General features: G+C 67.9%; 19 protein-coding genes. 8 read left to right on the plus strand and 11 right to left on the minus strand.

Features of this window, described 5'->3' with window-relative positions; genetic code table 11:
- Positions 1-37 precede the first annotated feature (37 nt).
- Positions 38-1,324 carry an adenylosuccinate synthase gene (locus QNM97_RS00705; protein WP_283821153.1) on the plus strand — a complete coding sequence of 429 codons (1,287 nt, stop codon included), beginning with the start codon at positions 38-40 and terminating at the stop codon, positions 1,322-1,324.
- 295 nt (positions 1,325-1,619) lie between these two features.
- Positions 1,620-2,963, plus strand: coding sequence for an NAD-dependent succinate-semialdehyde dehydrogenase (locus tag QNM97_RS00710; RefSeq protein WP_283821154.1), 1,344 nt, complete (start codon positions 1,620-1,622; stop codon positions 2,961-2,963).
- Between the two features lie 103 nt (positions 2,964-3,066).
- Here the strand turns inward: QNM97_RS00710 and QNM97_RS00715 are convergent, their stop codons facing one another.
- The 4 genes from QNM97_RS00715 to QNM97_RS00730 all read right to left on the minus strand — a co-directional run bounded on the left by QNM97_RS00715 (position 3,067) and on the right by QNM97_RS00730 (position 7,568).
- The gene (locus tag QNM97_RS00715) at positions 3,067-4,548 is read right to left on the minus strand and encodes an alpha/beta hydrolase (RefSeq protein WP_283821155.1); all 1,482 of its coding nucleotides are present in this window, start codon (positions 4,546-4,548) and stop codon (positions 3,067-3,069) included.
- 95 nt (positions 4,549-4,643) lie between these two features.
- Positions 4,644-5,024 carry a YybH family protein gene (locus QNM97_RS00720; RefSeq protein ID WP_283821156.1) on the minus strand — a complete coding sequence of 127 codons (381 nt, stop codon included), beginning with the start codon at positions 5,022-5,024 and terminating at the stop codon, positions 4,644-4,646.
- A 49-nt stretch (positions 5,025-5,073) separates the two neighbouring features.
- The gene (speB, locus tag QNM97_RS00725) at positions 5,074-6,063 is read right to left on the minus strand and encodes an agmatinase (RefSeq protein ID WP_283821157.1); all 990 of its coding nucleotides are present in this window, start codon (positions 6,061-6,063) and stop codon (positions 5,074-5,076) included.
- The gene (locus QNM97_RS00730; protein WP_283821158.1) at positions 6,060-7,568 is read right to left on the minus strand and encodes a purine-cytosine permease family protein; all 1,509 of its coding nucleotides are present in this window, start codon (positions 7,566-7,568) and stop codon (positions 6,060-6,062) included. The genes speB and QNM97_RS00730 overlap by 4 nt, the downstream gene beginning before the upstream one ends.
- A 154-nt stretch (positions 7,569-7,722) precedes the next feature.
- On the opposite strand from QNM97_RS00730, the gene QNM97_RS00735 reads away from it, so the two are divergent.
- Together QNM97_RS00735 and QNM97_RS00740 are read left to right on the plus strand one after the other, a co-directional pair.
- Positions 7,723-9,207, plus strand: coding sequence for a PucR family transcriptional regulator (locus QNM97_RS00735; RefSeq protein WP_283821159.1), 1,485 nt, complete (start codon positions 7,723-7,725; stop codon positions 9,205-9,207).
- 41 nt (positions 9,208-9,248) lie between these two features.
- On the plus strand, positions 9,249-10,820 hold the full coding sequence (locus QNM97_RS00740) for an adenylate/guanylate cyclase domain-containing protein (RefSeq protein WP_208792773.1): 1,572 nt from the start codon (positions 9,249-9,251) through the stop codon (positions 10,818-10,820).
- 55 nt (positions 10,821-10,875) lie between these two features.
- Here QNM97_RS00740 and QNM97_RS00745 read toward each other — a convergent pair whose 3' ends face one another.
- Positions 10,876-11,556 (minus strand): hypothetical protein, encoded by a 681-nt coding sequence (locus QNM97_RS00745; RefSeq protein WP_283821160.1) that lies wholly within the window; start codon positions 11,554-11,556, stop codon positions 10,876-10,878.
- 162 nt (positions 11,557-11,718) lie between these two features.
- A complete protein-coding gene (locus tag QNM97_RS00750; protein ID WP_283821161.1) occupies positions 11,719-13,314 on the minus strand; it encodes a Na+/H+ antiporter in 1,596 nt (531 codons plus the stop codon).
- Between the two features lie 34 nt (positions 13,315-13,348).
- Here QNM97_RS00750 and QNM97_RS00755 point away from each other — a divergent pair, with 34 nt between their 5' ends.
- The 3 genes from QNM97_RS00755 (at position 13,349) to QNM97_RS00765 (ending at position 16,152) form a co-directional block, all read left to right on the plus strand.
- The gene (locus tag QNM97_RS00755) at positions 13,349-13,690 is read left to right on the plus strand and encodes a UBP-type zinc finger domain-containing protein (RefSeq protein WP_208792771.1); all 342 of its coding nucleotides are present in this window, start codon (positions 13,349-13,351) and stop codon (positions 13,688-13,690) included.
- A gap of 107 nt (positions 13,691-13,797) precedes the next feature.
- A complete protein-coding gene (gene purT, locus QNM97_RS00760) occupies positions 13,798-15,660 on the plus strand; it encodes a formate-dependent phosphoribosylglycinamide formyltransferase (protein ID WP_283821162.1) in 1,863 nt (620 codons plus the stop codon).
- A gap of 12 nt (positions 15,661-15,672) precedes the next feature.
- Entirely contained in the window at positions 15,673-16,152 is a 480-nt protein-coding gene (locus tag QNM97_RS00765; RefSeq protein ID WP_283821163.1) for a DUF456 domain-containing protein, read from the plus strand.
- Positions 16,153-16,185: 33 nt separating this feature from the next.
- Here the strand turns inward: QNM97_RS00765 and QNM97_RS00770 are convergent, their stop codons facing one another.
- From QNM97_RS00770 to QNM97_RS00780, 3 genes are read right to left on the minus strand one after another with little or no spacing between them, the layout of a single operon-like run.
- Entirely contained in the window at positions 16,186-17,031 is an 846-nt protein-coding gene (locus QNM97_RS00770; protein WP_283821164.1) for an ABC transporter ATP-binding protein, read from the minus strand.
- A complete protein-coding gene (locus tag QNM97_RS00775) occupies positions 17,028-18,137 on the minus strand; it encodes a FecCD family ABC transporter permease (RefSeq protein ID WP_283821165.1) in 1,110 nt (369 codons plus the stop codon). Before QNM97_RS00775 ends, QNM97_RS00770 begins: the two co-directional genes overlap by 4 nt.
- On the minus strand, positions 18,134-19,168 hold the full coding sequence (locus QNM97_RS00780) for a FecCD family ABC transporter permease (RefSeq protein ID WP_283821166.1): 1,035 nt from the start codon (positions 19,166-19,168) through the stop codon (positions 18,134-18,136). The genes QNM97_RS00775 and QNM97_RS00780 overlap by 4 nt, the downstream gene beginning before the upstream one ends.
- Before the next feature lie 206 nt (positions 19,169-19,374).
- Here QNM97_RS00780 and QNM97_RS00785 point away from each other — a divergent pair, with 206 nt between their 5' ends.
- Positions 19,375-19,875, plus strand: a complete 501-nt coding sequence (locus QNM97_RS00785) for a hypothetical protein (protein WP_079930862.1) — start codon at positions 19,375-19,377, stop codon at positions 19,873-19,875.
- 235 nt (positions 19,876-20,110) lie between these two features.
- Here the strand turns inward: QNM97_RS00785 and QNM97_RS00790 are convergent, their stop codons facing one another.
- The gene (locus tag QNM97_RS00790; RefSeq protein WP_283821167.1) at positions 20,111-21,502 is read right to left on the minus strand and encodes an FAD-dependent oxidoreductase; all 1,392 of its coding nucleotides are present in this window, start codon (positions 21,500-21,502) and stop codon (positions 20,111-20,113) included.
- A gap of 157 nt (positions 21,503-21,659) precedes the next feature.
- A complete protein-coding gene (locus QNM97_RS00795; RefSeq protein ID WP_283821168.1) occupies positions 21,660-22,715 on the minus strand; it encodes an ABC transporter substrate-binding protein in 1,056 nt (351 codons plus the stop codon).
- Positions 22,716-22,829: the final 114 nt, after the last annotated feature.

The following is a 22,829-nucleotide window of genomic DNA, read 5'->3' on the forward strand; positions in this document are numbered from 1 at the left end:
CCGGTTGCGAAGGCAAGCGGAAGGGCGGAAAGAGAACATGGCCGCGATCGTGCTGATCGGCGCTCAGTGGGGCGACGAGGGCAAGGGAAAGGCCACCGATCTCCTCGGCGGCAAGCTGCAGTGGGTGGTTCGCTACCAGGGCGGCAACAACGCCGGACACACGGTGGTGTTGCCGAACGGCGAGACCTTCGCGCTCCACCTCATCCCGTCGGGCATCCTCACACCCGGCGTCAACAACGTCATCGGCAACGGTGTCGTCGTCGACCCCGGCGTGCTGCTGACCGAACTCGGCGGTCTCGAGGACCGCGACGTCGACACCACCGGGCTCCTGCTCTCCGCCGACGCCCACCTGCTGATGCCGTACCACGTGGCCATCGACAAGGTCACCGAACGCTTCTTGGGCAACAAGAAGATCGGTACCACCGGCCGCGGGATCGGCCCCTGCTATCAGGACAAGATCGCCCGCGTCGGAGTACGCGTGGCCGACGTCCTCGACGAGAAGATCTTGGCCCAAAAGGTCGAGGCCGCACTGGAACTCAAGAACCAGATCCTGGTCAAGATCTACAATCGGCGCGCTCTCGAGCCCGAGCAGGTCGTCGAAGAGGTACTCGCCCAGGCCGAGGGTTTCAAGCACCGCATCGCCGACACCCGGCTGCTGCTCAACCAGGCCCTCGAACGCGGCGAGACCGTGTTGCTCGAGGGCTCGCAGGGCACCCTGCTCGACGTCGACCACGGCACGTATCCCTATGTGACGTCCTCGAATCCGACCGCGGGCGGCGCGGCGGTCGGCGCCGGGATCGGACCCAACCGCATCACCACCGTGCTCGGCATCCTCAAGGCCTACACCACCCGTGTCGGGTCGGGGCCGTTCCCGACCGAACTCTTCGACGAGTGGGGCGCCTACCTCGCCAAGACCGGCGGCGAGGTCGGCGTCACCACCGGACGTGCCCGCCGCTGCGGATGGTTCGACGCGGTGATCGCTCGCTATGCGACACGCGTCAACGGCATCACCGACTACTTCCTGACCAAACTCGACGTCCTCTCCAGCCTGGAAACGGTGCCGATCTGCGTCGCCTACGAGGTCGACGGCGGGCGCGTGGAGGACATGCCGATGACCCAGACCGGCTTCCACCACGCCAAGCCGATCTACGAGGAGATGCCGGGCTGGTGGGAGGACATCAGCAACTGCAAGACCTTCGACGAGCTACCGCGCAACGCCCAGGACTACATCCTGCGGCTCGAGGAACTCTCCGGGGCCTTCATCTCCTGCATCGGCGTCGGCCCGGGCCGCGATCAGACGATTGTTCGCAGGGCCATCGTTTGAGCGCGGTGGCGTTGGCGGCTGGTGGGTTCGCGTCGTTCGCAGGGCCATCGTTTGAGCGCGGTGGCGTTGGCGGCTGGTGGGTTCGCGTCGTTCGCCGGGCCATCGTCTGACTGCTGGAGCGTTGGCGGCTTGCGGTTTTCTGACGGATTCCGTCGTGTAAACCGAGAACTGTTGCGAATAACTCCGTAATCAGTCTCAGAATCTGCGGTTTCCCGAGCAAGGTGTTGCGTCGGAGGCTACCCTCATGAGCAGTGGGCGCCATCCGGGCTGCCCTGCGAACGAGGAGAGTGTTCCGATGGCCCTGTACGCCGTCACCGATCCCGCGACCGGTGAGGTCGTCAAGGAATATCCGACCGCCACCGACGAGCAGGTGGGCGCCGCGATCGACGCCGCCGCCGACGCCTTCGCCACATGGTCGAAGAACTCGACGGTCGCCGAGCGTGCCGGCCTCATCGGCAAGGTCGCGCAGTTGCACACCGAGCGCAAGGACGAGCTGGCCGCGATCATCCAGCGCGAGATGGGCAAGCCGCTCGACCAGTCGGTCGGCGAGGTCGAGTTCAGTGCCGCGATCTACGAGTACTACGCCGACAACGCCGAGAAGTTCCTCGCCGACGAGCCGATCACGCTTCTCGAGGGCGAGGGGTCGGCGTTCATCCGCCGCAGCGCCGTCGGCGTGCTGCTCGGCATCATGCCGTGGAACTACCCCTACTATCAGGTCGCCCGCTTCGCCGGCCCGAACCTGGTGCTGGGCAACACGATTGTGCTCAAGCACGCCCCGCAGTGCCCCGAGTCGGCCGCGGCGCTGCAGCAGATCTTCCTCGACGCCGGATATCCGGCCGGCGCGTATGTGAACGTCTACGCCACCAACGAGCAGATCGCCGACGCCATCGCCGACCCGCGGGTGCAGGGTGTGTCGCTGACCGGGTCGGAGCGCGCAGGTGCCGCCGTCGCCGAGATCGCCGGTCGCAACCTGAAGAAGGTGGTCCTCGAACTCGGTGGGTCGGACCCGTTCATCCTGCTCTCCACCGACGATCTCGACGCGACCGTTTCCGCGGCCGTCGACGGCCGGTTCGAGAACACCGGGCAGGCCTGCAACGCAGCCAAGCGGTTCATCGTCGACGAGAGCATCTATGACGAGTTCCTCGGCAAGTTCACCGAGAAGGTCAAGGCAGCCGCACAGGGTCTTGCGCCGCTGTCGTCGCTGGCTGCCGCCGAACGTCTGGAACAGCAGGTCGAGAACGCTGTGAAGGCCGGTGCGACACTGGATTCCGCGGGCGAACGCTCCGGTGCGCATTTCCCGCCGGCGGTGCTCACCGGTATCGATCCGGAGTCGCCGGTGGCCAAGGAAGAACTGTTTGGTCCGGTCGCCACGGTCTACAAGGTCGCCGGTGAGGACGAGGCCGTCGCGGTCGCCAACGACATTCCCTTCGGCCTGGGCTCGTATGTGTTCACCACCGACCCCGAGCAGGCGCTGCGCGTGGCCGACAGGATCGAGGCCGGCATGGTGTTCGTCAACGCTGTGGGCGCCGAGGGCGCCGAGTTGCCGTTCGGCGGTGTGAAGCGTTCGGGCTTCGGACGCGAACTCGGCCGTTTCGGCATCGACGAGTTCGTCAACAAGAAGATGATCCGCGTGAGCTGACGAACGCTCACCTCAGACACGCTGAACCGATCGGACACGCTGACCCATCAAAGACGCTGCGGCGCCGGACGCGAGAAACGTCCGGCGCCGCAGCGTGTGATGGTCAGTAGGCCGGGGTGGTCGTCGTCAGCGTCGACTGCGAGTCGGCCGACGGGGCAACCGGAGCGGGCGACGCGGGATCGCTCGTGGAGGTGGGGTTGTCACTCGACGGATCGTCGCTCGACGGAACCTCCGATGTGGTGCTGCTCGCCGAAGAGCTCGCGCTCTCCGCCGCGGACGAGCCGACGCTCGACGACGCCCCACTCGACGCATTCGGCGCCGCCGTGTCGGACGAACTGCTCGCCACCACGGACGGCAACGCCACCGTGGTGTCCGCCGCCTTGCGGATGTTGGCCGCGGCCGCGGTGACACCGCTGGTGTTGGTGGCACCGTTGGCACTGACGACCTGAGCCTTGTCGGTCACCGGCGGATTCTGGCGCAGAGCGTTCAGCAGATCGTCCTTGCCGTCGGTCAGGCTCCGGCCCCAGTTGTCCCAGTCGTGGCCGCCGTAGTTGGGCAGCGAGATCACCGATGCCCCGGACTGGCCGAGCTGCAACTGCATGAGCACCGTCGAGACCGCCGAGAGCATCTCCAACGCCATCGCACTGATCTGATCCTGTGGTGCGAGCTTGGCGGCCTCGGCCGGCGTCAGGAAGCCGTTGCCCGAGGAGATGATCAGGACCTGCCCGTTCTGCTTGAGCTTGTCGACGTTGCGCGAGGGATCGTTGGCCGCCCACTGCGCACTACCCGGCGCACCCCACATGTTGAGGATGCCGTTGGTGTAGTTCGACACGATGGTCTGGGAGGCGAGGACACCAAGCGCTCCGATCGGATTGTCGAGCTGGTAATAGCCCGACATGGCCTGCACGACCTTGAACTGTTCGGGGTGCTTCTCGGCCAGGGTGACCGCCGGTCCTGCCGACATCGACAGGCCCACGATCGCGTTACCTGTTTTGCTCACCCCGAAGTTCTGCGACAGATAGTCGGGCAGCTCCGAGGTCAGGAAGGTCTCCTGTTTGATCGTGGTGTTCGCGCCCGCCGGACCGTTCCAGTCGGTGTAGAACGACGACGCGCCGCCGGCGGGCATCACCAGCGTGGTGTTGGAGCTGGAGTCGTAGACCTTCGCGGCCTGCACATCGGTGGTCCACGCCGACCGCGAATCCACCGCGCGCATCCCGTCGAGCAGGTAGATGCCCTGCGTGCTGTTGTTGGAGGCGCGGATCTGGACGACGATGTACTTGTTCATCGACGCCGACCACACCTTGCAGTTCTGCACGTAGTTGCCCGACGAATCCCACGTGCAGCCGGGCCGCAGGACCTCCGGGTGCCCGACCAGCGCCGAAGCCCGATTGCCGCCCGACATCAGCGAGCTCAGCACGTACAGGCTGATCGTCAACGTCGCGATGAGGGCCACCACGATCAACCGGCGTCGCCGACGGCGGGGCGCCGGGGTCGGCGCCTGCGGTGGGTGAATCATCCAGTTCGCCGCGATCGACGAGTCGTGGTCGCCGCCCGCGGTGCGGGTGTCGTCGTCGGAACCGGACATGAACACTCCTGCCATCAGCCGGCGTCGAGAGGGATGACGCCGATACCGTGAGGATCGCTCACGACCTGGCGCGGCGTTACATCACCCGGCGCGCCTCACGCCGACAGGTGTTCGTGAACGACCAGCGGGCCGGGGTCGGCGTCGAGGTCGAAGGCCACCGTCTCGCGTTCGGACAGCGTGGTGCCGTCGGCCAGCGTGGTCGACACCCGATGGGTCACGATCGCGACGGCGCCGACGACGAGTATGCGCCGATCGCTGCTCACACACGTGGCGACACCCCAGCCCTCAGCACGCCAGGAACGCCACAGCGCCCGGTAGTCGGCGACGCCGATCGCGGTCCGGTCCTGATCGGGGAAGACCAGCTGGGCGTCGGGGGCGAATGCGCCGAAGTAGGCGTCCTCGTCATTCGCGGCGAACGCGGCCACCAGGGCGTCGAGGGCATCGAGTGCGCGTGCGGTGAGCGTGTCGGTTGTCATGGGGGAATCCGTTCAGGTGGGAAAGGGCAGGGACGGTGGGCCGGCCGCTTCAGCGGCGGGGCCCGAGGATCGACAGCATCTCGTAGGCGACATGTGCGGCGGCGATACCGGTGATCTCGGCGTGGTCGTAGGCGGGCGAGACCTCGACGATGTCGGTGCCGACGATGTCGAGGCCGCGTAGGCCACGCAGGGTGTTCAACAGCTCGCGGGAGGTCAGGCCGCCGGCCTCGGGGGTTCCGGTGCCCGGTGCATGCGCTGGGTCGAGGACGTCGATGTCGATGGAGACGTACACCGGACCACCGGCCAGGCGCGTGCGTAACCGTTCGACAATGCTTGTCACACCGTCGAATTCGTAGTCATCGGCGCGTACCACGGCGAATCCGAGCGCCGAGTCGTCGTCGAGGTCGGCGGCACTGTAGAGCGGTCCGCGGATGCCGACGTGCATCGAGCGTTCCATGTCGATCAGTCCTTCCTCGCTGGCCCGGCGGAAGGGTGTGCCGTGGGTATAGGGCGCACCGAAGTAGGAGTTCCAGGTGTCGAGGTGGGCGTCGAAGTGTAGTACCGCAACGGGTTTCGCGTGTAGGTCGTGCAGCGCGCGCAGCATGGGCAGTGCGACGGTGTGGTCGCCGCCGAGGATCAGCGGGGTGGCGCCGTCGGCGCCGAGGGTTCTCGCCGCGGCGCTGATGGTGTCGATGGCCTCGGTGATGGCGAACGGATTGACCGACAGGTCACCGCAATCGACGACCTGCTGCTGTGCGAATGGTGCCACGCCGAGAGCGGGATTGAAGGGCCGCAACAACTTCGACGATGCGCGAATGTGTCCGGGGCCGAATCGTGCGCCCGGCCGATAGCTGACCCCGGTGTCGAAAGGGATGCCGAGGATGTGCACGTCGGCATCGGCGACCTGGTCCCGACGCGGCAGGCGGGCAAAGGTGGCCGGTGCGCCGTAGCGGGGGAAGCGTGCGGCATCAACCTGCCCCACCACCCCGTCGATGACCGGGAACTCGGTGTCGAGACCCGCAATCACGCTGTCGCTCACGAGTTCTCCTCCATGCTGTGCTCTTCTGCGGCGATCTCGGTGCGGATCTCGCCGGTACTTGCCGGGTCGGACAGTTCGGGGTGGTCGGTGAGGAGTTGGCGTTCGACGGAGAGATCCTGGTTGCGGGTGAACAGCACGTAGGCTCCGCCCGAGACCAGCAAACCGATGACGAAGGCGATGTCCACCTCGCCCATCGCCGACGCGGCGGGCCCGACGAAGAACGGTAGGTCCATGAACGGGATCTCGGCGGCGATACCGATCAGGAAAGCGCCGATACCGCGCCAGGGCCACCGGCCGTATACGCCTGCGGGCGTGAACAGGTCGGCGATGACGTAGTGGCCGCGGCGGACGAAGAAGTAGTCGGTGAGGTTCACCGCCGTCCACGGCACCAGCAGGTAGAGCATGATCAGCAGCGCGGTGTTCAGTGATTCGGTGGCATCGGTCAACGCCAGCGACAGCGCCAGCCACACGACGGTCAGGACCAGGATCGTGATCACGCGGAGCCGGCGCGTCGGGGAGATCTGGCGGACCGAGTCGATCGCGGTGACCACGGTCAGCATGCCGCTGTAGGCGTTGAGGCCCATCGTCGCCACCAGCACCAGGGTCGCGACCACCGCCAGGACGCTGCCCAGGCCCGAGATGACCTGATTGCCACCGTCATTGATGCCGCTCAACGCGTCGGACGCGCCGAGGTAGGTCGCCAGGAACGCGCCCACCGGGATCAGCCACGCCGGCGAGGCGGCAGCGCCGACGAACACCGAGGCGATGATCGAGGACGGGCGCGTGTCCCGGGGCAGGTACCGCGAGTAGTCCGACACGTACGGGGCGTAGGTGATGTTGTAGGACGCCGCGACCGAGAACTGCACCAGGAACGCCACGAGGGTGAAGCCGCCCGGACCGGCCGGTCCCAGGGACCCGTGCACCGAGCCGGCCAGGATGCCGATCGTGAGAATCAGCCACAGCGGCAACGAGATCCAGAAGAGGATCTTGAACGCCCGGTGCAGTAGGTCGTGGCCGAAGATGGCCAGCGCGGCGGCGATCACCGACATCGCGACGGCGACCACCACCGGGTTCCAGCCGAAGATGGACTGCAGCCCGGACTTGATGATCACGATGTCGACGACGTTGAAACCGACGAAGGTGAACAGCGTGCCGATCAGCGGCAACAGCACTCCGCGATAACCGAATTGGGCTCGGGACTGGATCATCTGCGGCAGTCCGAGGACCGGGCCCTGCGTGGCGTGGAACGCCATGAACAATGTGCCGAAGGCGATACCGGCGAGGCCGGCGACGATGCTCCAGAGCAACGACAACCCCATCGCCGGACCGACGAAGCCCAGCGCGAGGGTGAACGGCTGGAAGTTGCCGACGAACCAGAACGGTCCCTGCGCGGAGACCTTGCCGTGGCGTTCGTCGTCGGGCACGTAGTCGATGGAGCGGGTCTCGATGGCGGGGCGGGTGGTGGCGCGGGCGGTCGGGCCGTCGGCGGGGAGATCGAGGGTCATGACGGGCTTTCGGGTCGATCGGAACACTCGGTGGGTGGCGTCGTCGCCGGTGCATCAAGAGTGCAGCGCACTGACCTGCACCGACAGTGCGAAAATGTCCAATCCGGTCATTACGATTGGGCAATATGTACAACAGTGGGCCCAGGGGACTCCAATGATCACCGTCGGCGACGTCGCCGCAGCGGACGAACTCCACCTGGAGGTGGCGGCCGGAGGGGAGGCGCTCGACGCCGAGGTCACGATGGTGCACGTTTCCGAGCTGACCGACCCACACGAGTGGCTGCGCGGTGGGGAGCTGCTCATGACCATCGGGTTGCTGGTGGAGATGACCGAGCAGGGGTGTCGCGAGTATGTGCGCAACTGCCGGGCCGGTGGTGTGGCGGGCCTGGTGTTGGGTCTGGGCCCGCGCTACGACGCCTGCCCCGAGCCGCTGCGCGCGGCGGCCGCCGAGATAGGTGTTCCGCTCCTCGTGGTCCCCGTCGAGGTGCCTTTCATCGCCATCACCAAGTGGGTGTTCGAAAAGCGGGCCGCCCAGCAGCGACACGATCTCGAGGAGGCGATGGAGCTCAATCGCCGACTGACCGCGGTGGCCACGTCGAGTGCGCCGTTACCCGCGTTGCTGGAGACCTGGGCCGAGGCGTCGAGCGCGCACTGTGTGGTTTGCGACGGTGTGGGTCGGCTAATCGCGGCCTCTCCCGGAGCCTCGGAGCAGGCGCGTACGGAGGCCGTGGAATTGGCGGTCGCCGCCTCGCACGAACCGCCCGGACAGTCGTGGGTGTTACGTGCCGGGCGAGAGATCCACACCGTCGGCTCCGGTGTCGCGCTGGCGTTCATCGTGTTGGACGCCCAACTCAATCCGGTGGCGCGGCATTCGTCGACGGTGCTCGTCTCGCTGCTCGCGCTGGAGGTGCAACGTCGCCATGTCGCCGGCCAACCCGAACGTCAGCGCCGAGGTGCGGTGTTCGCCCAACTGGTTCGTCCGGGACTGAAACCGGCACGCGCACAACAGCTTGCGGACTCCTTGGGCTGGCGGACGACGCTCGTCGTCGCGGCGGTGATCGCGCCCGCACCCCACGATGCGGACGCGTTGCTGTTCCGCCTGCAGTCCTCCTTGACGGCCGGGCTCGTCCGGTCGCACGGGCGGCTCGTGGAGATCGCCCACCCCGAATCCGACGGGCTGCTCGCGACGCTCACCGCGATCGCTCCCGGCACGCCGATCGGGTTGGGCGCCCCGGTCGCGGTGGCGTCGTTGCCGGTGTCGCTGACCCAGGCGCGCTCGCTGGTGGGCGCCAGCGAGCGCCTTGGTCGGCCGGTCGATGCGCGCGAGGGCCGTACCGTCGAGCTGCTCATCGGGCTCGGCGAGCCACGGCTGCTCCGCGGATTCGCCGACGCCGTGCTCGCCCCGATCGATCAACTCGAGGAGCGCGAGCGCGTCGAACTGATGCGGACCCTCGAGGAGTGGCTGCGCGTCAACGGCGCATGGGACCCGGCGGCAGCCCGGTTGTCGGTGCACCGCAACACCGTTCGCAATCGGATCGATCGCATCGCGACGCTATCGGGGCGCCGGCTCGACGACGGCGAGGACCGCATGGAACTCTGGTTGGCGCTCAAGGCCCGCTCGGCGCTGCCCCGCGTATGACAACAGCCCGGTGACGGACTCGGGTATGGCAGGGTAACCCCATGGCACCGAAGCGGGGGAGGCGCGACTACGGCTCGATCCTGCTCGGGTCGGCCAGTGAGAGCGGGTTCAAACAGCGGCTACGCATCCAGACGCTGCTGACCGCGTCGATCGTCGTCGCGAACCTGGTGGGCGCGATCATCGCCATCGCGTTGTCGTCGGTGGGGATTCCGGAGCCGTCGGTGTTCCAGCCCGATCTCTGGTGGGTCAACTTCCTCGCGTTGCCGCTCTACGTCGCCGGGGCGTTCGTGATCGGAATCGGTTGGGGCACGATCGTTGTCGTCCGCGATCTGCGTTGGGCGATCCGGGATCGGCCGCCGACCGAACGCGATGCGCGGCGTGCCCGTCGGGCCCCGTGGCGCCTGGTGAGCATCCAGGCGATCCTGTGGATCGGCGCGGTCATCTTCTTCACCCTCTGTTACGGCATCCCGCATCCCGAACTGATCCCGAAGACGATCTTCGTCGTCGGTCTCAGCGGGGTGGTGGTCGTCGCGATCTCCTATCTGCTGATCGAGTTCTCGCTGCGGCCGGTGGCCGCCGAACTCATCAGCGCCGGATACCGCAGACGCAAACGCAGCGGCGTGCGCAGTCGGGCGATCGTGTCGTGGCTCGTCGGCTCGGCGATCCCGGTGACCGGCATTCTGCTGGTCGTGCTGTTCGGCGCGTTCCGGCCCGAGACGTCCAAGGTCGACATGTTCGTCGGTGTCGCGGTGTTGGCGGTGACGGCGCTGGCCACCGGGCTGATCCTGACGCTGTTGTCGTCACTGAGCATCATCGGCCCCATCCGCAGCGTGCGTACCGCGCTGCACCGGGTGGAGGCGGGGGAACTCGACGACGTCGAGGTGGTGGTCTACGACGGCACAGAACTCGGTGATCTGCAGGCCGGTTTCAACCTGATGGTCGGCGGGCTGCGCGAACGAGAACACATGCGCGACCTGTTCGGGCGGCACGTCGGACGCGAGGTCGCCGAGGCCGCGCTTGCCTCCGACCCCGAACTCGGGGGCACCGAGAAGGTCGTGGCCGCGGTCTTCGTCGACGTGATCGGTTCGACGACGCTGGCCGCCGAACGTTCACCGGTCGAGGTGGTGGAGATCCTGAATCGTTTCTTCGGGGTGATCGTCGCCGCCGTCGAGGAGAACAAGGGGCTGGTCAACAAGTTCGAGGGCGACGCGGTGCTCGCGATCTTCGGTGCGCCGATCGCGTTGTCGGACTGTGCCGGTGCGGCCCTGGCGGCGGCCCGAACGATCGCCACGCGACTCGGTGAGGAGGTGCCGGAATTGTCGGCGGGCATCGGCGTCAGCCATGGGCCGGTTGTGGCGGGCAACGTCGGTGCGATCCAGCGTTTCGAATACACCGTGATCGGTGACCCGGTCAACGAGAGTGCGCGCCTGTCCGAACTCGCCAAACGAAATCCGCGACACCCGTTGGCATCCGGGCGTGCCGTGGAGGCGGCGCGGCCGGCCGAGCGCGAGAAGTGGCGCGAGGCCGAACATGCCACACTCCGCGGCCGTACCGAGCAGACCGTTGTCTACGAGGCGGCCGGGGCGGGCGAACCGGTGTCCGACGCGTCCTGACCGCCCGCGATCCGGAGCTGCCGGCGCGCCCGAATGCTCGGGTGCGCCCGTGTGCTCAGTGCGTCAAGCCCGGCAGCGCTGGAGCGTTGCCGCAGGTCGGGGCGCTCGATTGGGTGCACGCCCACAACCACTTCATCCAGCTGCTCGCCGAGTTCAGCACGCCGTCGGTGTCGGTGTGGCCCGGTGCGGACGGGGCCGACGGCCCGGGCGCGGTGGGAGAGGGAGCGGCGGGCGCCGAGGCGGAGACAGGGAAGGCCGTGTAGTCCTCGTCGCTGGATTGCCCGGCGGTGGAGCTGCACACGACGTATCCGGCGTACTGGGCGGCGTTGCCCTGGTAGGTGAGCAGGGTGGTGGGGGCGGAGCCGACGGCGACGGTGTCGGCGACGGCCAGCGGGGTGCCCACCCCCGACATGTCCTGGTCGTACTGGTTGTTGAGTGAATCGACTTGCGGCCCTTGGTTTTGCACGCGTGCCGCTGCCCGTTGCGTGCCGACCTGGGCGGCTTGTTCGAGTGCTCCGAGGGCCGAGATCGGATACACGAAGGCGCTGCACTGCCCCTGGCCGCCGGCCAGCGGTGAGTTGTTGACGCCGAAGAGCGTGACCGTGGTGCCGCTCATCGTCCCGGATCCGGCATGGGCGGTGCCGGTGGTCCAGGCGTGGGCCGGCGCCGCGAGGCCCAACCAGGTTGCGCTCGCACAGGTGAGTACTGCCGCCCCCGCGGCCATCCGGCGTCTCATATCGGCAACCTACTGCCGTTCGGCCGGTGATTCGGTTGTGGTCCCATCACGGTTCGGCACAACTTCAGTCACAGGCGCCCCGTTTGAACCAGTTGTCCCACTTGGGATTATCGCGATGATGCCGACCAAGCGGGCCAACCGGTCATATCGGCACCCGAGGGATCAGGTGTCGTCGCGGTCGGTCAGACCCTCGGCGAAGTCGAGCCGGCGCAATGCCTTGCGCAACACCTCGTCGTCGATCCGGCCGGCGTCGCGCTCCTCGATGAACACCTTGCGCTGCACCCGCACCAGCTTCAGTCGGATGCGATTGCCTGCGGCGTTCGGGCTCTCACCGATCGCCTCGGGCCCTCGACCCAGGTCCTCCCAGGCCGTATTGCGTTGTGTCGTGACCCATTTGCGTAAGAATCCGATCTGATGGCGACGGACATCGTCGGGTGCCATCTCGGCCTCGATCCGGTCGAGCAGATTCTCGGCCTCACGGGTCGCGCGGTCCTGCGCGCCGGCGTAGGCGAGCAACTCCTCGGTCGGATCGTCACCGGTCACCCCGAGGCGCCGGATCACCCACGGCAGGGTGGTGCCCTGGATCAGCAGGGTGCCGACCACCACCACGAAGGTCAGGAACAGGATCTCCGCGCGCGCCGGGAACGGCTCACCGGAATCGGTGTACAGCGGGATCGAGAACGCCGCGGCGAGCGAGACCACACCCCGCATCCCGGCCCATCCGACGACGAACACCGCGCTCGGCGCGGGTGCCGGTTCGGCGTCGCGCACCTTGCGGGAGAACACCCGCGGCAGGTAGGTGGCCGGGAACACCCAGAGGAAGCGGACCGCGATGACGACCGCGAGGACGATGACCGCATCGATGGTGATCTGCGTCCACGACTGACCGGAGAGCCCGCGGATCAGTTCGGGCAGTTGCAAACCGATGAGCAGGAAGACGAACGCCTCGAGGATGGCGTCGATGGATCGGCGCACGGCGTCGTCCTGCATACGGGTGGCGTAGCCGAGTCGGACGGAGCGTTGTCCGAGGAACAGGCCGGCGGTGACCACCGCGATCACCCCGGAGGAATGCAACTCCTCGGCGATGAAGTAGGTGCCGAAAGGGACCATGATCCCGATCGCCGTTTCCATCGTCGGGTCGGTCAGCCAGTCGCGGACGCGGGCGGTCAGGTAACCGATCGCCAGACCCACCGCGACGCCGCCGACCGCGGCGAGCAGGAACATCGAGACGCCGTTGACCACCGTCGTGGTGGCGCCGATGGCCGCGGCCAGGGCGACCCGAAGGGCGGTGAGGGCGGTCGCATCGTTGAGCAGGCTCTCCCCGCCCAGCAACGTCATGATGCGACGGGGCAATCCGACGCGGCGTCCGATGGCCTGCGCGGAGACCGCGTCCGGCGGAGCGACGACCGCCCCCAGAACCAGCGCGGCGGCAAGCGGGACGTGGGGGATGCGAGCCCATGCGACGAGTCCCACCAGGATCGTCGAGAACAGTGGCAGCCCCACCGCGAGCAGGCCGATGGCACGTCGGTTGGCCCGGATCTCCTGATACGAGCTGTCCTGCGCGGCCGAATACAGCAGCGGCGGCAGGATGACGAACAGCACGAACTCGGGGTCGAGTCCGACGTCGGGGAGACCGGGGATCCAACAGATCCCGAGACCGACCGCCACCAACACCAGAGGGGCCGACAAACCGAAGTGGCGGCACAGGGCGGCGATCGCGAGCGATACCGCGGCCACCAGCAGGAGTGATGCACTCACCCGCCTGAACCTACCGGGCGACGATAATGGGCACATGGCACTGTTAGGACGTCGTTCCCGCACCACCGAGACCCGGGCGCAGCCGCCGACCCCGGCGGGTCGGTGTCCCGAACTCGCCGAGATCGGTCTCGACCCCGCCACCGATCCGGCCGCGGCCGCCGGTCACACCGACGAGTGCGAGGACTGCATGGCCATCGGGGAGAACCACTGGTCGCATCTGCGCAAGTGCCTGGAGTGCGGGCATGTGGCGTGTTGTGACTCCTCGCCGCGCCGGCACGCGACCGCGCACTTCCACTCGTCGGGGCATCCTGTCATGCGTTCGGCGGAACCCGGTGAACTCTGGCGGTGGTGCTACATCCATCAGGTGGTTGGCTGAACCGCGAGTCGGTGGGTGTCGGCGCAGGTCACAGCCGTGTATCGAGTAGTGCCACCCGTGCGCGGTGTGGATGACCCACCGATCGGGTGCCACGTAGAATCCACGGAATGACCTCGAACACCGAGAGCAGCGCCGCCTCTGAGGAGCCCTCGCGTCCCGGCGCGCCGTCCCCGCAGGAGTCGCGATCGTCGTCCGCGCCGTCGTCGGCTGCGCAGTCGTCGTCCGCGCAGGCGCCGGTGGTCGCGGTGCCGGTGCCGGGGGACGCGCCGGCGGGTGAGCCCGCCGTTGCCCTGCAGAAGCCGGACGCGGTCGCCCAGGCGCCCACGCAGGTGCAGGCGGTTCGTCGGCCCGCGTCCACACCGGTCGGCCCGCCCGACATCCTCGGGACGCCGTTGTCGCCGACCTCGACCCGGGTGATGGTGCTCGGTGCCGGTGAACTCGGCAAGGAACTCGTGATCGCCTTTCAGCGACTCGGCGTCGAGGTCGTCGCCGTGGATCGCTACGAGAACGCTCCCGGACACCAGGTGGCCCATCACGCCGAGGTCATCGACATGACCGACGGCGACGCGGTACTCGCCCTGGTGGAGAAGTATCGGCCGCACTATGTGGTGCCCGAGATCGAGGCCATCGCGACCGAGGCGCTCGGAACGGTCGAGAAGAAGGGGCTGGCCGAGGTCATCCCGACGGCGTCGGCGGTGATCGCGACGATGAACCGTGAGGGCATCCGCCGGCTGGCCGACGAGGACCTCGGGTTGCCGACGTCGCCGTATCTGTTCGCCGGGTCACTCGAGGAGATGACCGTGGCGGTCGGGCAGATCGGCTACCCGTGCGTGGTGAAGCCGGTCATGTCGTCGTCGGGCAAGGGGCAGACCGTCCTCAAGAGCGCCGCCGACATCGAGTCCGCCTGGCAGCGCGCGACCACGGGTGGGCGCGTCGCCGGTGAACGCGTGATCATCGAGGGTTGGGTCGATTTCGACTTCGAGATCACCTTGCTCACGGTGCGTGCCATCGATCCGGCCACCGGACGACTGACCTCCCACTTCTGCGCGCCGATCGGGCACAAGCAGGTCAACGGCGACTACGTGGAGAGCTGGCAGCCGCACGAGATGACCACCGATGCACTGGGTGCCGCCACCTCGATCGCCGCGCGGATCGCCACCGCGCTCGGTGACGGAAAGATCGGTGGCCGAGGCATTTTCGGCGTCGAACTGTTCGTCAAGGGCGACGACGTCTATTTCTCCGAGGTCAGTCCGCGCCCGCACGACACCGGACTGGTCACCCTGGCCACCCAGCGCCTCAGTGAGTTCGAGATGCACGCACGCGCCATCCTCGGGCTGCCGGTCGACGTGACGCTGGCCTCGCCGGGGGCGTCGGCGGTCATCTACGGCCAGCTCGATGAGAAGGCGATCGGCTTCGAGAACGTCGCACGCGCACTCGCCGTGCCGGAGACCGACATTCGGCTGTTCGGCAAACCCGAGAGCTTCCATCGACGACGCGTCGGGGTGGTCACCGCGACCGCCGACGACGTCACGACGGCCCGCGAACGCGCGGTGCAGGCCGCCTCGATCGTCTCGCCGGTGCCCGGGCGTGAGGCGCGTCGCGGTGCGCCCGCGCCGGTACCGCCGCCTGTGCCTGCGCGCCCGGCCGGACCTCCGCCGCGAGGACCGGTGGGACCGCCGCCAGGTGGGCCGCAGGGTGGACCGCCGCCGGGTATGCCGCCGCGCCCGCAGCCGGGGCAGATGCCTCCCCGTGGGCCGGGGCGCCTCCCGGGCCGTCCGCCGATGGGACCGCCACCGGTCGCACCACCGCCGGGTGGCCCGCGTCCGGGTGGGCCTCAGGGTGGTCCGCCACCGGGATCGCGTGGGCCCGGACCAGCGGGAGCGCCGGGCCCGGGACAGCGCCCCCCGGCCGGGCCGGGAGCTCCGCGTCCGGAGGCGGCCGGGTCGGATTCCCCGGCCAAGGTCGAGTAGGGCAGCCGATTCATGCCCCTGTACGGCGAGGTGATCGTCGGTGTCTGTATTGCCGTGGGGCTGTTGGGGATCGTCGTCCCGGTGCTGCCCGGCACCCTAGTGGTTGCGGTGTCGATCCTGGTGTGGGCGATCATCGTCGGGGGCTGGTCCTGGGCGGTGTTCGCGCTCGCCGCGATGCTGATCGGTGTCGGTGAGATCGTCAAATATGTTGTCGCCGGCCGTGTTCTGCGTCGGCACGAGATCCCCAACCGCACCATCGTGGTCGGCGGGGTGGTGGGAATCGTCGGCTTCTTCGTGGTGCCCGTCGTCGGGTTGTTCCTCGGATTCATTGCCGGTGCACTGGTTTCCGAGCTCGTGCGAACCCGCACGGCCGGTGCGGCGTGGCGCGGTACGCTGGCGGCGACCAAGGCGGCGGCGGTGACGATCGGTATCGAGTTGTTCGGCGCGTTGCTCGCGTCGGGGACCTGGCTGGCCGGGGCGATCGCCCTGTGAGCACACAGGGCAGCCGCCCTGTGACCGAACGGCCTACGGCTCGCTGAGTACCCCGCGCGCACGGCCCATCCCACGCGCACTGCCCATCCCACGCGCACTGTGCGCGCCGATCGGCACGATCATCGGGCCGCCGAAGACCGGGTCGGCGACCACCTGTGCGCGCAGGCCGAAGGCGTCGTCGAGGAGTTCGGCGGTGATCACCTCGTCGGGTGCACCATGCCGGACCAGTTGGCCGTCATTCATGACGAACAGCGAATCACTGTAGCGCACAGCGAGATTCAGGTCGTGTAGCACCATGACGACGGTCTTGCCGTGCTCAGTCTTGAGGGAGTGCACGAGGTCGAGGACCTCGAGGGAATGCGCGAGGTCGAGGTAGGTGGTCGGCTCGTCGAGCAGCAGCAGGTCGGTGCCCTGTGCCAGTGCGAGCGCGATCCAGACCCGTTGGCGCTGACCGCCGGAGAGGGCGTCGAGGGTCCGATCGGCGAGGTCGGTCGTCGAGGTCAGTTCCAGGGCCAGCGCGACGGCGGCCTCGTCCTCGGCGGAGGCCTGCTGATACCACTTCTGGTAGGGGTGGCGGCCCCGGCTGACCAGATCCTCGACGGTGAGTCCTTCGGGCGCAACGGGATTCTGCGGCAGGATGCCCAAGGTGCGGGCGACGGTCTTCGGCTTGATCCGGGTGATGTCGGTGCCGTCGAGGCGTACGACGCCCGAGCGGGCCGGCAGCAGCCGCGCCAGACACCGCAGCAGCGTCGATTTGCCGCAGCCGTTGGGGCCGATGATCGTGGTGATCGCCGCGTCGGGGATGTCGACGTCGAGGCCGTCGATGACGATGCGGTCGTCGTAGCCGACGACGAGGTCGCGTGCGGAAAGTCGGCTCATACGGTGGCCTTTCGGGAGATCGAGACCATGAGATAGATCAGGAAGGGGCCGCCGAGCGCCGCGGTGACGATGCCCACCGGCAGGCCCGACGGCAGTACCGTGCGACACAGGATGTCACCGCCGACCACGAGAATCGCGCCGATCGCCCCGGAAGCGACCGGGGTGGGGATGGCACTGCCGGTCAGGCGCATGGCGATCTGCGGGGCGAGCAGTGCGGCGAAGGCGATCGGCCCGGCGGCCGAGACCGCCAGGGCCGCAACGATCACCGCGATCAGCAGGATCGCGCTCGAGACGGCCATCGTCCGCACGCCCAGCGAGCGCGCCAGATCGGTGCCGAGGCTCATCGCGTCGATCTGCCGGGCGAGCACCCCGACGGCGACGACGGCCAGCACCACCGCGATCGCGACCGGCCACACACTCGACCACGAGGTGTTGGCCACCGACCCCACCAGCCACGTCTGGGCACGGCCGACATCGCGGATCTCGGCGCGGGTGAGCAGATAGGAGGTGGCGGCCTGCAGCACCCAGGTGATGCCGACGCCGATGAGCACCAGGCGCAGCGGATTGATGGCGTGGTTGGCTTTCCGTCCGGGCCAGGCGAGCAGATACATCACCACGGCGGTGGCCAGTCCGCCGATGAGGGCCGACGCGGGCACGCCGAGCTGGGCGAGTCCGGCGCCCCACCCGGTTCCGAAGGCGATCGCCGAGACGGCTGCGACGCTGGCTCCGGCGGTGATGCCGAGCATGTCGGGGGTCGCCAAGGGGTTGTGGGCGATCAACTGCGTCAACGATCCCGACATGCCGAGCGCGAAGCCGACCAGCACCGACACCAACGCGCGCGGCACGGCGTCGTCGAGGATGACGACGTTCTCGATGCGGGTACCGCCACCGAGCAGGATGCGTATCACGTCGATCGGTGTCACCGGGTAGTCGCTGATGGTGACGCTCATCAGGAACAAGACGAAGGCGATCAGCAGGGAGGTGGTCACCGCGATCACCATGCGCGGACGCCACACCCACGATGTCGGTCCGACGCGCACGATGCGGCGCGAGTCGCGACCCGGGCGGTCGTCGGCGGCCGTCGCGGCCTCGGTGTCGGTGCTCAAACGCTCGTCAACTTCGTTCGGCGGACCATGGCGATCAGGAACGGCGCCCCGACGAAGGCCAGCACGACGCCGACCTGGATCTCGCCGGGCCGGGCGACGACGCGACCGATGATGTCGCACACCAGTAGCAGTGCGGCGCCGATGAGCGCCGAGTACGGGATGATCCAGCGATAGTCCGCGCCGCACATCGCGCGCGCGATGTGCGGCACCACCAGACCGAGGAAGACGATGGGTCCGCAGGCAGCGGTCGCCGCCCCGATCAGCAGGGTGATCCCGAGGATGCCGACGCCGCGGATCACCAACACGCGGCTGCCGAGCGCCTTGGTCATGTCGTCGCCGAGGCTCAGGATGTTGAGGAAGAACCCCGACGCCAGCGCCAGCACGAGACCGATCCCGATGAACGGCAATGCGGCCCAGAAGATGTCGATGCTACGGCCGGCCGTCGAACCGACGCTCCAGAAGCGCCACGCGTCGAGCGATTGGGTATCGCTGAGCACGATCGCCGAGGTGATCGCCACGAGCATCGCCGACAGCCCGGTGCCTGCGAGCACGAGGGTGATCGGACCCGTCCCGGTCAGTGCCGCGATCCCGAAGACGAGGGCCGAGGCGATGATTGCCCCGCCGAGCCCGAAAGCCATGTAGGCCAGCGGAGAGGTGATGCCGAAGAGGTAGACACCGCCGACGACCGCGCAGGCGGCCCCGGCGTTGACGCCGAGCAGCCCGGGGTCGGCGATGGGGTTGCGGGTGTGGCCCTGGGTGATCGCGCCGGCCGCCCCGATGGCCAGGCCCACGATGAGACCGAGCACGGTACGCGGTACGCGCAGGTCCCATACGATGCCCGCGGTGTCGGAGGACTTGTCGATCCGTGGCATGTGCAGGTGGATCAGGGCCTGCCAGATCTGCGAGCAGCCTGCGGTGAAGGAATTCCAGGTGGCGGCCAGCGGCATCTCTCTTGTGCCGATCAACACCGAGCCGATGGTGGCGACCACGAGCACCGCGAGGATCAGCAGTAGTCCGGTGAGGCGTCGCACGAAGGGCAACCTTACCTCAGTCGGGGTTGCCGGATTCGATGACGATCCGGCTGCCGTGTGGCAACGATTCTGAGACCTACGTAACGGTTACCTGTGAGAGTGCGATACAAGGGGACGTACGCATTTCGGCGCGGGGGCGTCGTAGGAGTTCGCAGCCTCGGGGTCGTTCTCGGTTTCGGGGCCCGCTCGACGAAGAAGGAGTCGACATGAAGAAGACGATGAAGCGAGCCGTCGCGGCGACGGCGGTTGCGGCCGGTATCGCCGGCGGCACCTTGGCCGCAGCGGGTGAGGCGCAGGCCGCAGGGCCGGGCGATCTGGCCATGCTGGGCGGCGTGAGCTGCGAGTTCAAGCGGTGGGGCCCGAACTGGGACTCCGGACCGCTCTGGCAGATGACCCGGTGGATGGGCGTGAAGAACGTCGGCGGCTCCAACATGACCAACGTCAACGTCACCGAGATCGGCGGGGCCACCAAGCAGGTCCGGATCGCCGGCCAGCCCGCCGGTCTGCTCAAGCCCGGCCAGTTCTACCGCTACGTCGAGACCAAGTGGGCCGGTTGCTGGCCGTCGTCGATCTCCGGCTACACCATCGGCGCGCAGGTGGAGAATCTCGCCAACAACTTCGGCTTCTGGGCCAACGTGCGTCAGATCCCGGCACCGCAGAACTCGCCGGGCCCGCAGAACCTCGCACCGACAATTCAGCAGGGCTGAGCGACAACCACTCTCACGGTCAATGAGGGGCGAGGCGGATCTCCGTCTCGCCCCTCGCTGTGTGTGCGGCTTCTTCCCAAGGCTTTTCGATCGTCCCCTGGAAATTGCTCGGGGGCGAACGAAAAAGTGGGGGAAGAAGACTCTTCCCCCACTTTCGTCAGCCGTGTGTCTCTGGAGTGAGTGTCAGGCCTCCTGAACCCCTGACGGAGTCAGGCCTTCTGAACCCCTGACGGAGTCAGGCCTTCTGAACCTTGTGCGGCTCGGAGGCGGCGAGCATGTCCTCACGCTCGACGACTTTGACGCGTTCGCGGCCCTGTTCGGCGCCCAGGGAACGCTCGTGCTCGTCGAGTCGGTACCAGCCGTCCCAGGTGGTGAACGGGATGCTCTTGGACTCGAGCAGCTCGATGACGGCGTCCTCGGCGGGGTGGGCGGGATCGAGCAGCGCGCCGTTGGTCATGTCCTCGATGATGCAGTCGACGGTCTCGTTGGCGTCACCCTTGGTGTGGCCGATGAGTCCGACGGGTCCACGTTTGACCCACCCGGTGGTGTAGAGCCCGGTCAGGTGAGCGCCTTCGTCGAAGACGCGTCCGGCCTCGTTCGGGATGACGCCGGCCTGGCTGTCGAACGGGATCTGCGGCAGGTTGTCCGAGAGGTAGCCGACGGCCCGGTAGACCGCGGTGACATCCCAGTCGGTGAACTTGCCGGTCGGCTTGACGTTGCCGGTGCCGTCGAGCTGGGTGCGCTCGGTGCGCAGGCCGACGACCTTGCCGTCCTCGCCGAGGATCTCGGTGGGGCTTTCGAAGAAGTGCAGGAACAGCTTGTGGATGGCGCCCTGCTTGGGGTCGCGGATCGCGTAGTTCTCGATGATCGTGGCGACCTGGTCGGTGATCTTCGATCCGCGGCGCGCGACGGCGGAGCCCTCGTCGTAGTCGATATCCTCGGGGCTTACGACGACCTCAATGTTCGGCGAGTGGTCGAGTTCCTTGAGCTCGAGCGGGGTGAACTTCGCCTGGGCGGGTCCGCGACGACCGAAGACGTGGACCTCGAGGGCCTTGTTGTTCTTGAGGCCCTGGTAGACATTGTCGGGGATCTCGGTGGGCAGTAGTTCGTCGCCGGTCTTGGCGAGTACGCGTGCCACGTCGAGCGCGACGTTGCCGACGCCGATGACGGCGACTTTCTCCTCTTCGAGCGGCCATTCGCGCGGGAAGTCGGGGTGTCCGTCGTACCAGGCGACGAATTGTGCTGCGCCGTAGGAGCGTTCGAGGTCGACGCCGGGGATCTGCAGAGCGCGGTCGTCGGTGGCGCCGGTGGAGAAGATCACCGCGTCGTAGTGCGACTTGAGTTCGTCGAGGGTGATGTCGGTGCCGTAGTCGATGTTGCCGAGCAGGCGGACCTGCGGCTTGTCGAGGACCTTGTGCAGGGCGGTGATGATGCCCTTGATGCGGGGATGGTCGGGTGCGACGCCGTACCGGATGAGGCCGAAGGGCGCGGGCATGCGCTCGTAGAGGTCGATGGACACGCCGCGGTCCTTGGCGGTGTCGGACTTCATCAGGGCGTCGGCGGCGTAGATCCCGGCGGGACCCGCGCCGACGATGGCAACGCGCAGCGGGCGAGCTTGATCGGTCATAGAGTGTCAGTACCTCGGTTCTCGACGGAGATCAGACGCCCGCGGTACGAGGCGGTACGTCGACGCTTATCCCTTCTACGGTAGGCCCTGGCAGCCCGTACCCAAAATCTGCGGTAAGGGTGACCTCACACTGCCCGCACCCGCGTCGGTGCCGACCTCAGCTCGCGTGGCCCGCCGCGTCGGCGATCTGTGCGATCGATTGGTCGGCGATCCAGGGGATGGAGAGCACGGTCGGGACGCCCATCGCGGTCCCGACCTCCTGGTTGATGTAGGTGGTGCGACCACCGGTGACGAACGGCTGGCCGGTCCAGTTGGCGTTCTTGCGGAGTTGGTCGTTGGCACCCTGCCAGTCGAGGACGACGACGACGTCGGCCTGGTTCAGCATGCCGATGTTCTCTGCCGAGATCGAACCGTAGAACCCGCTGGTCACCGCGGACTTCAAGCCCTCGGGGAAGGTCAGCCCGTAGCTTTCCAGGATCTGCTCGCGGCCGTCGCCGGGCCCGAAGATCGAGATGGTGCCGTCCGGCGAGGCGGTCACCGCGACCGCGGTTTTGCCCGTGAGCTGCGGATGCGCTGCGGCCAGGTCGGCGACGTGCTTCTTGGTCGCGTTGATCGTTTCGGTGGCTTTTTGTGGGAGGCCGACGGCCCGCCCGATCTCGGTGGCCTGCACGTCCCACGGCACCTGCCAATCCGGGTAGTTCGTGGGCCGGGTGATGGTCGGGACTGCGGCGGCGAGTTTGTCGTACTGCTCCTTGGTGGGCGCGGCGCCGACGGCGGTGATCAGGTCGGGATTCGTGGACAGCGCCTTGGCGATCTCGTTGCCGAATTGCTGCGAGGCCTCGGGCAGCGACACCGGCTCGTTGGAGCCGAGCAGCTTCTCCGTCCACGGGGTCCGGACCTTCGCCGGCGTACCGAATGGGGCCATGGCGACCGGCTGGAAGCCGAGCGCGAGCAGGGTGTCGCCGTCGCCCACCCCCATCGCGGCGATGCGGGTCACCGGCGTGGAGATGGTGGTCGAGCCGTAGTTGTGCTCGATGGTGACCGGCAGCGCTCCGGTCTCGGGCGCAGGTGCACTCGACGCCGCGGAATCCTCGGCGGGAGCGCTACAGCCCGCCAGTGCCACCGCCGCGCTGAGTGCCAGCCCGGCGATCGCGACGCCGGAGCGTCGGCCTCGATGTCGGCGAGCGAATCGGGCCGGTCGGGTGGGCACCATGATGTCTCCTTCGTCGGATTCTGCATCCTTGGATAGCCTCACTTAACCACGTGTGACCGGCGGCACGGCCGGCCGAGGGCGCCCACTTCGTGTCCCGATTCCGTCGATACACTC

The sequence above is a fragment of the Gordonia sp. L191 genome (assembly GCF_030077625.1).
GTDB classification, from domain to species: Bacteria; Actinomycetota; Actinomycetes; order Mycobacteriales; family Mycobacteriaceae; genus Gordonia; species Gordonia polyisoprenivorans_A.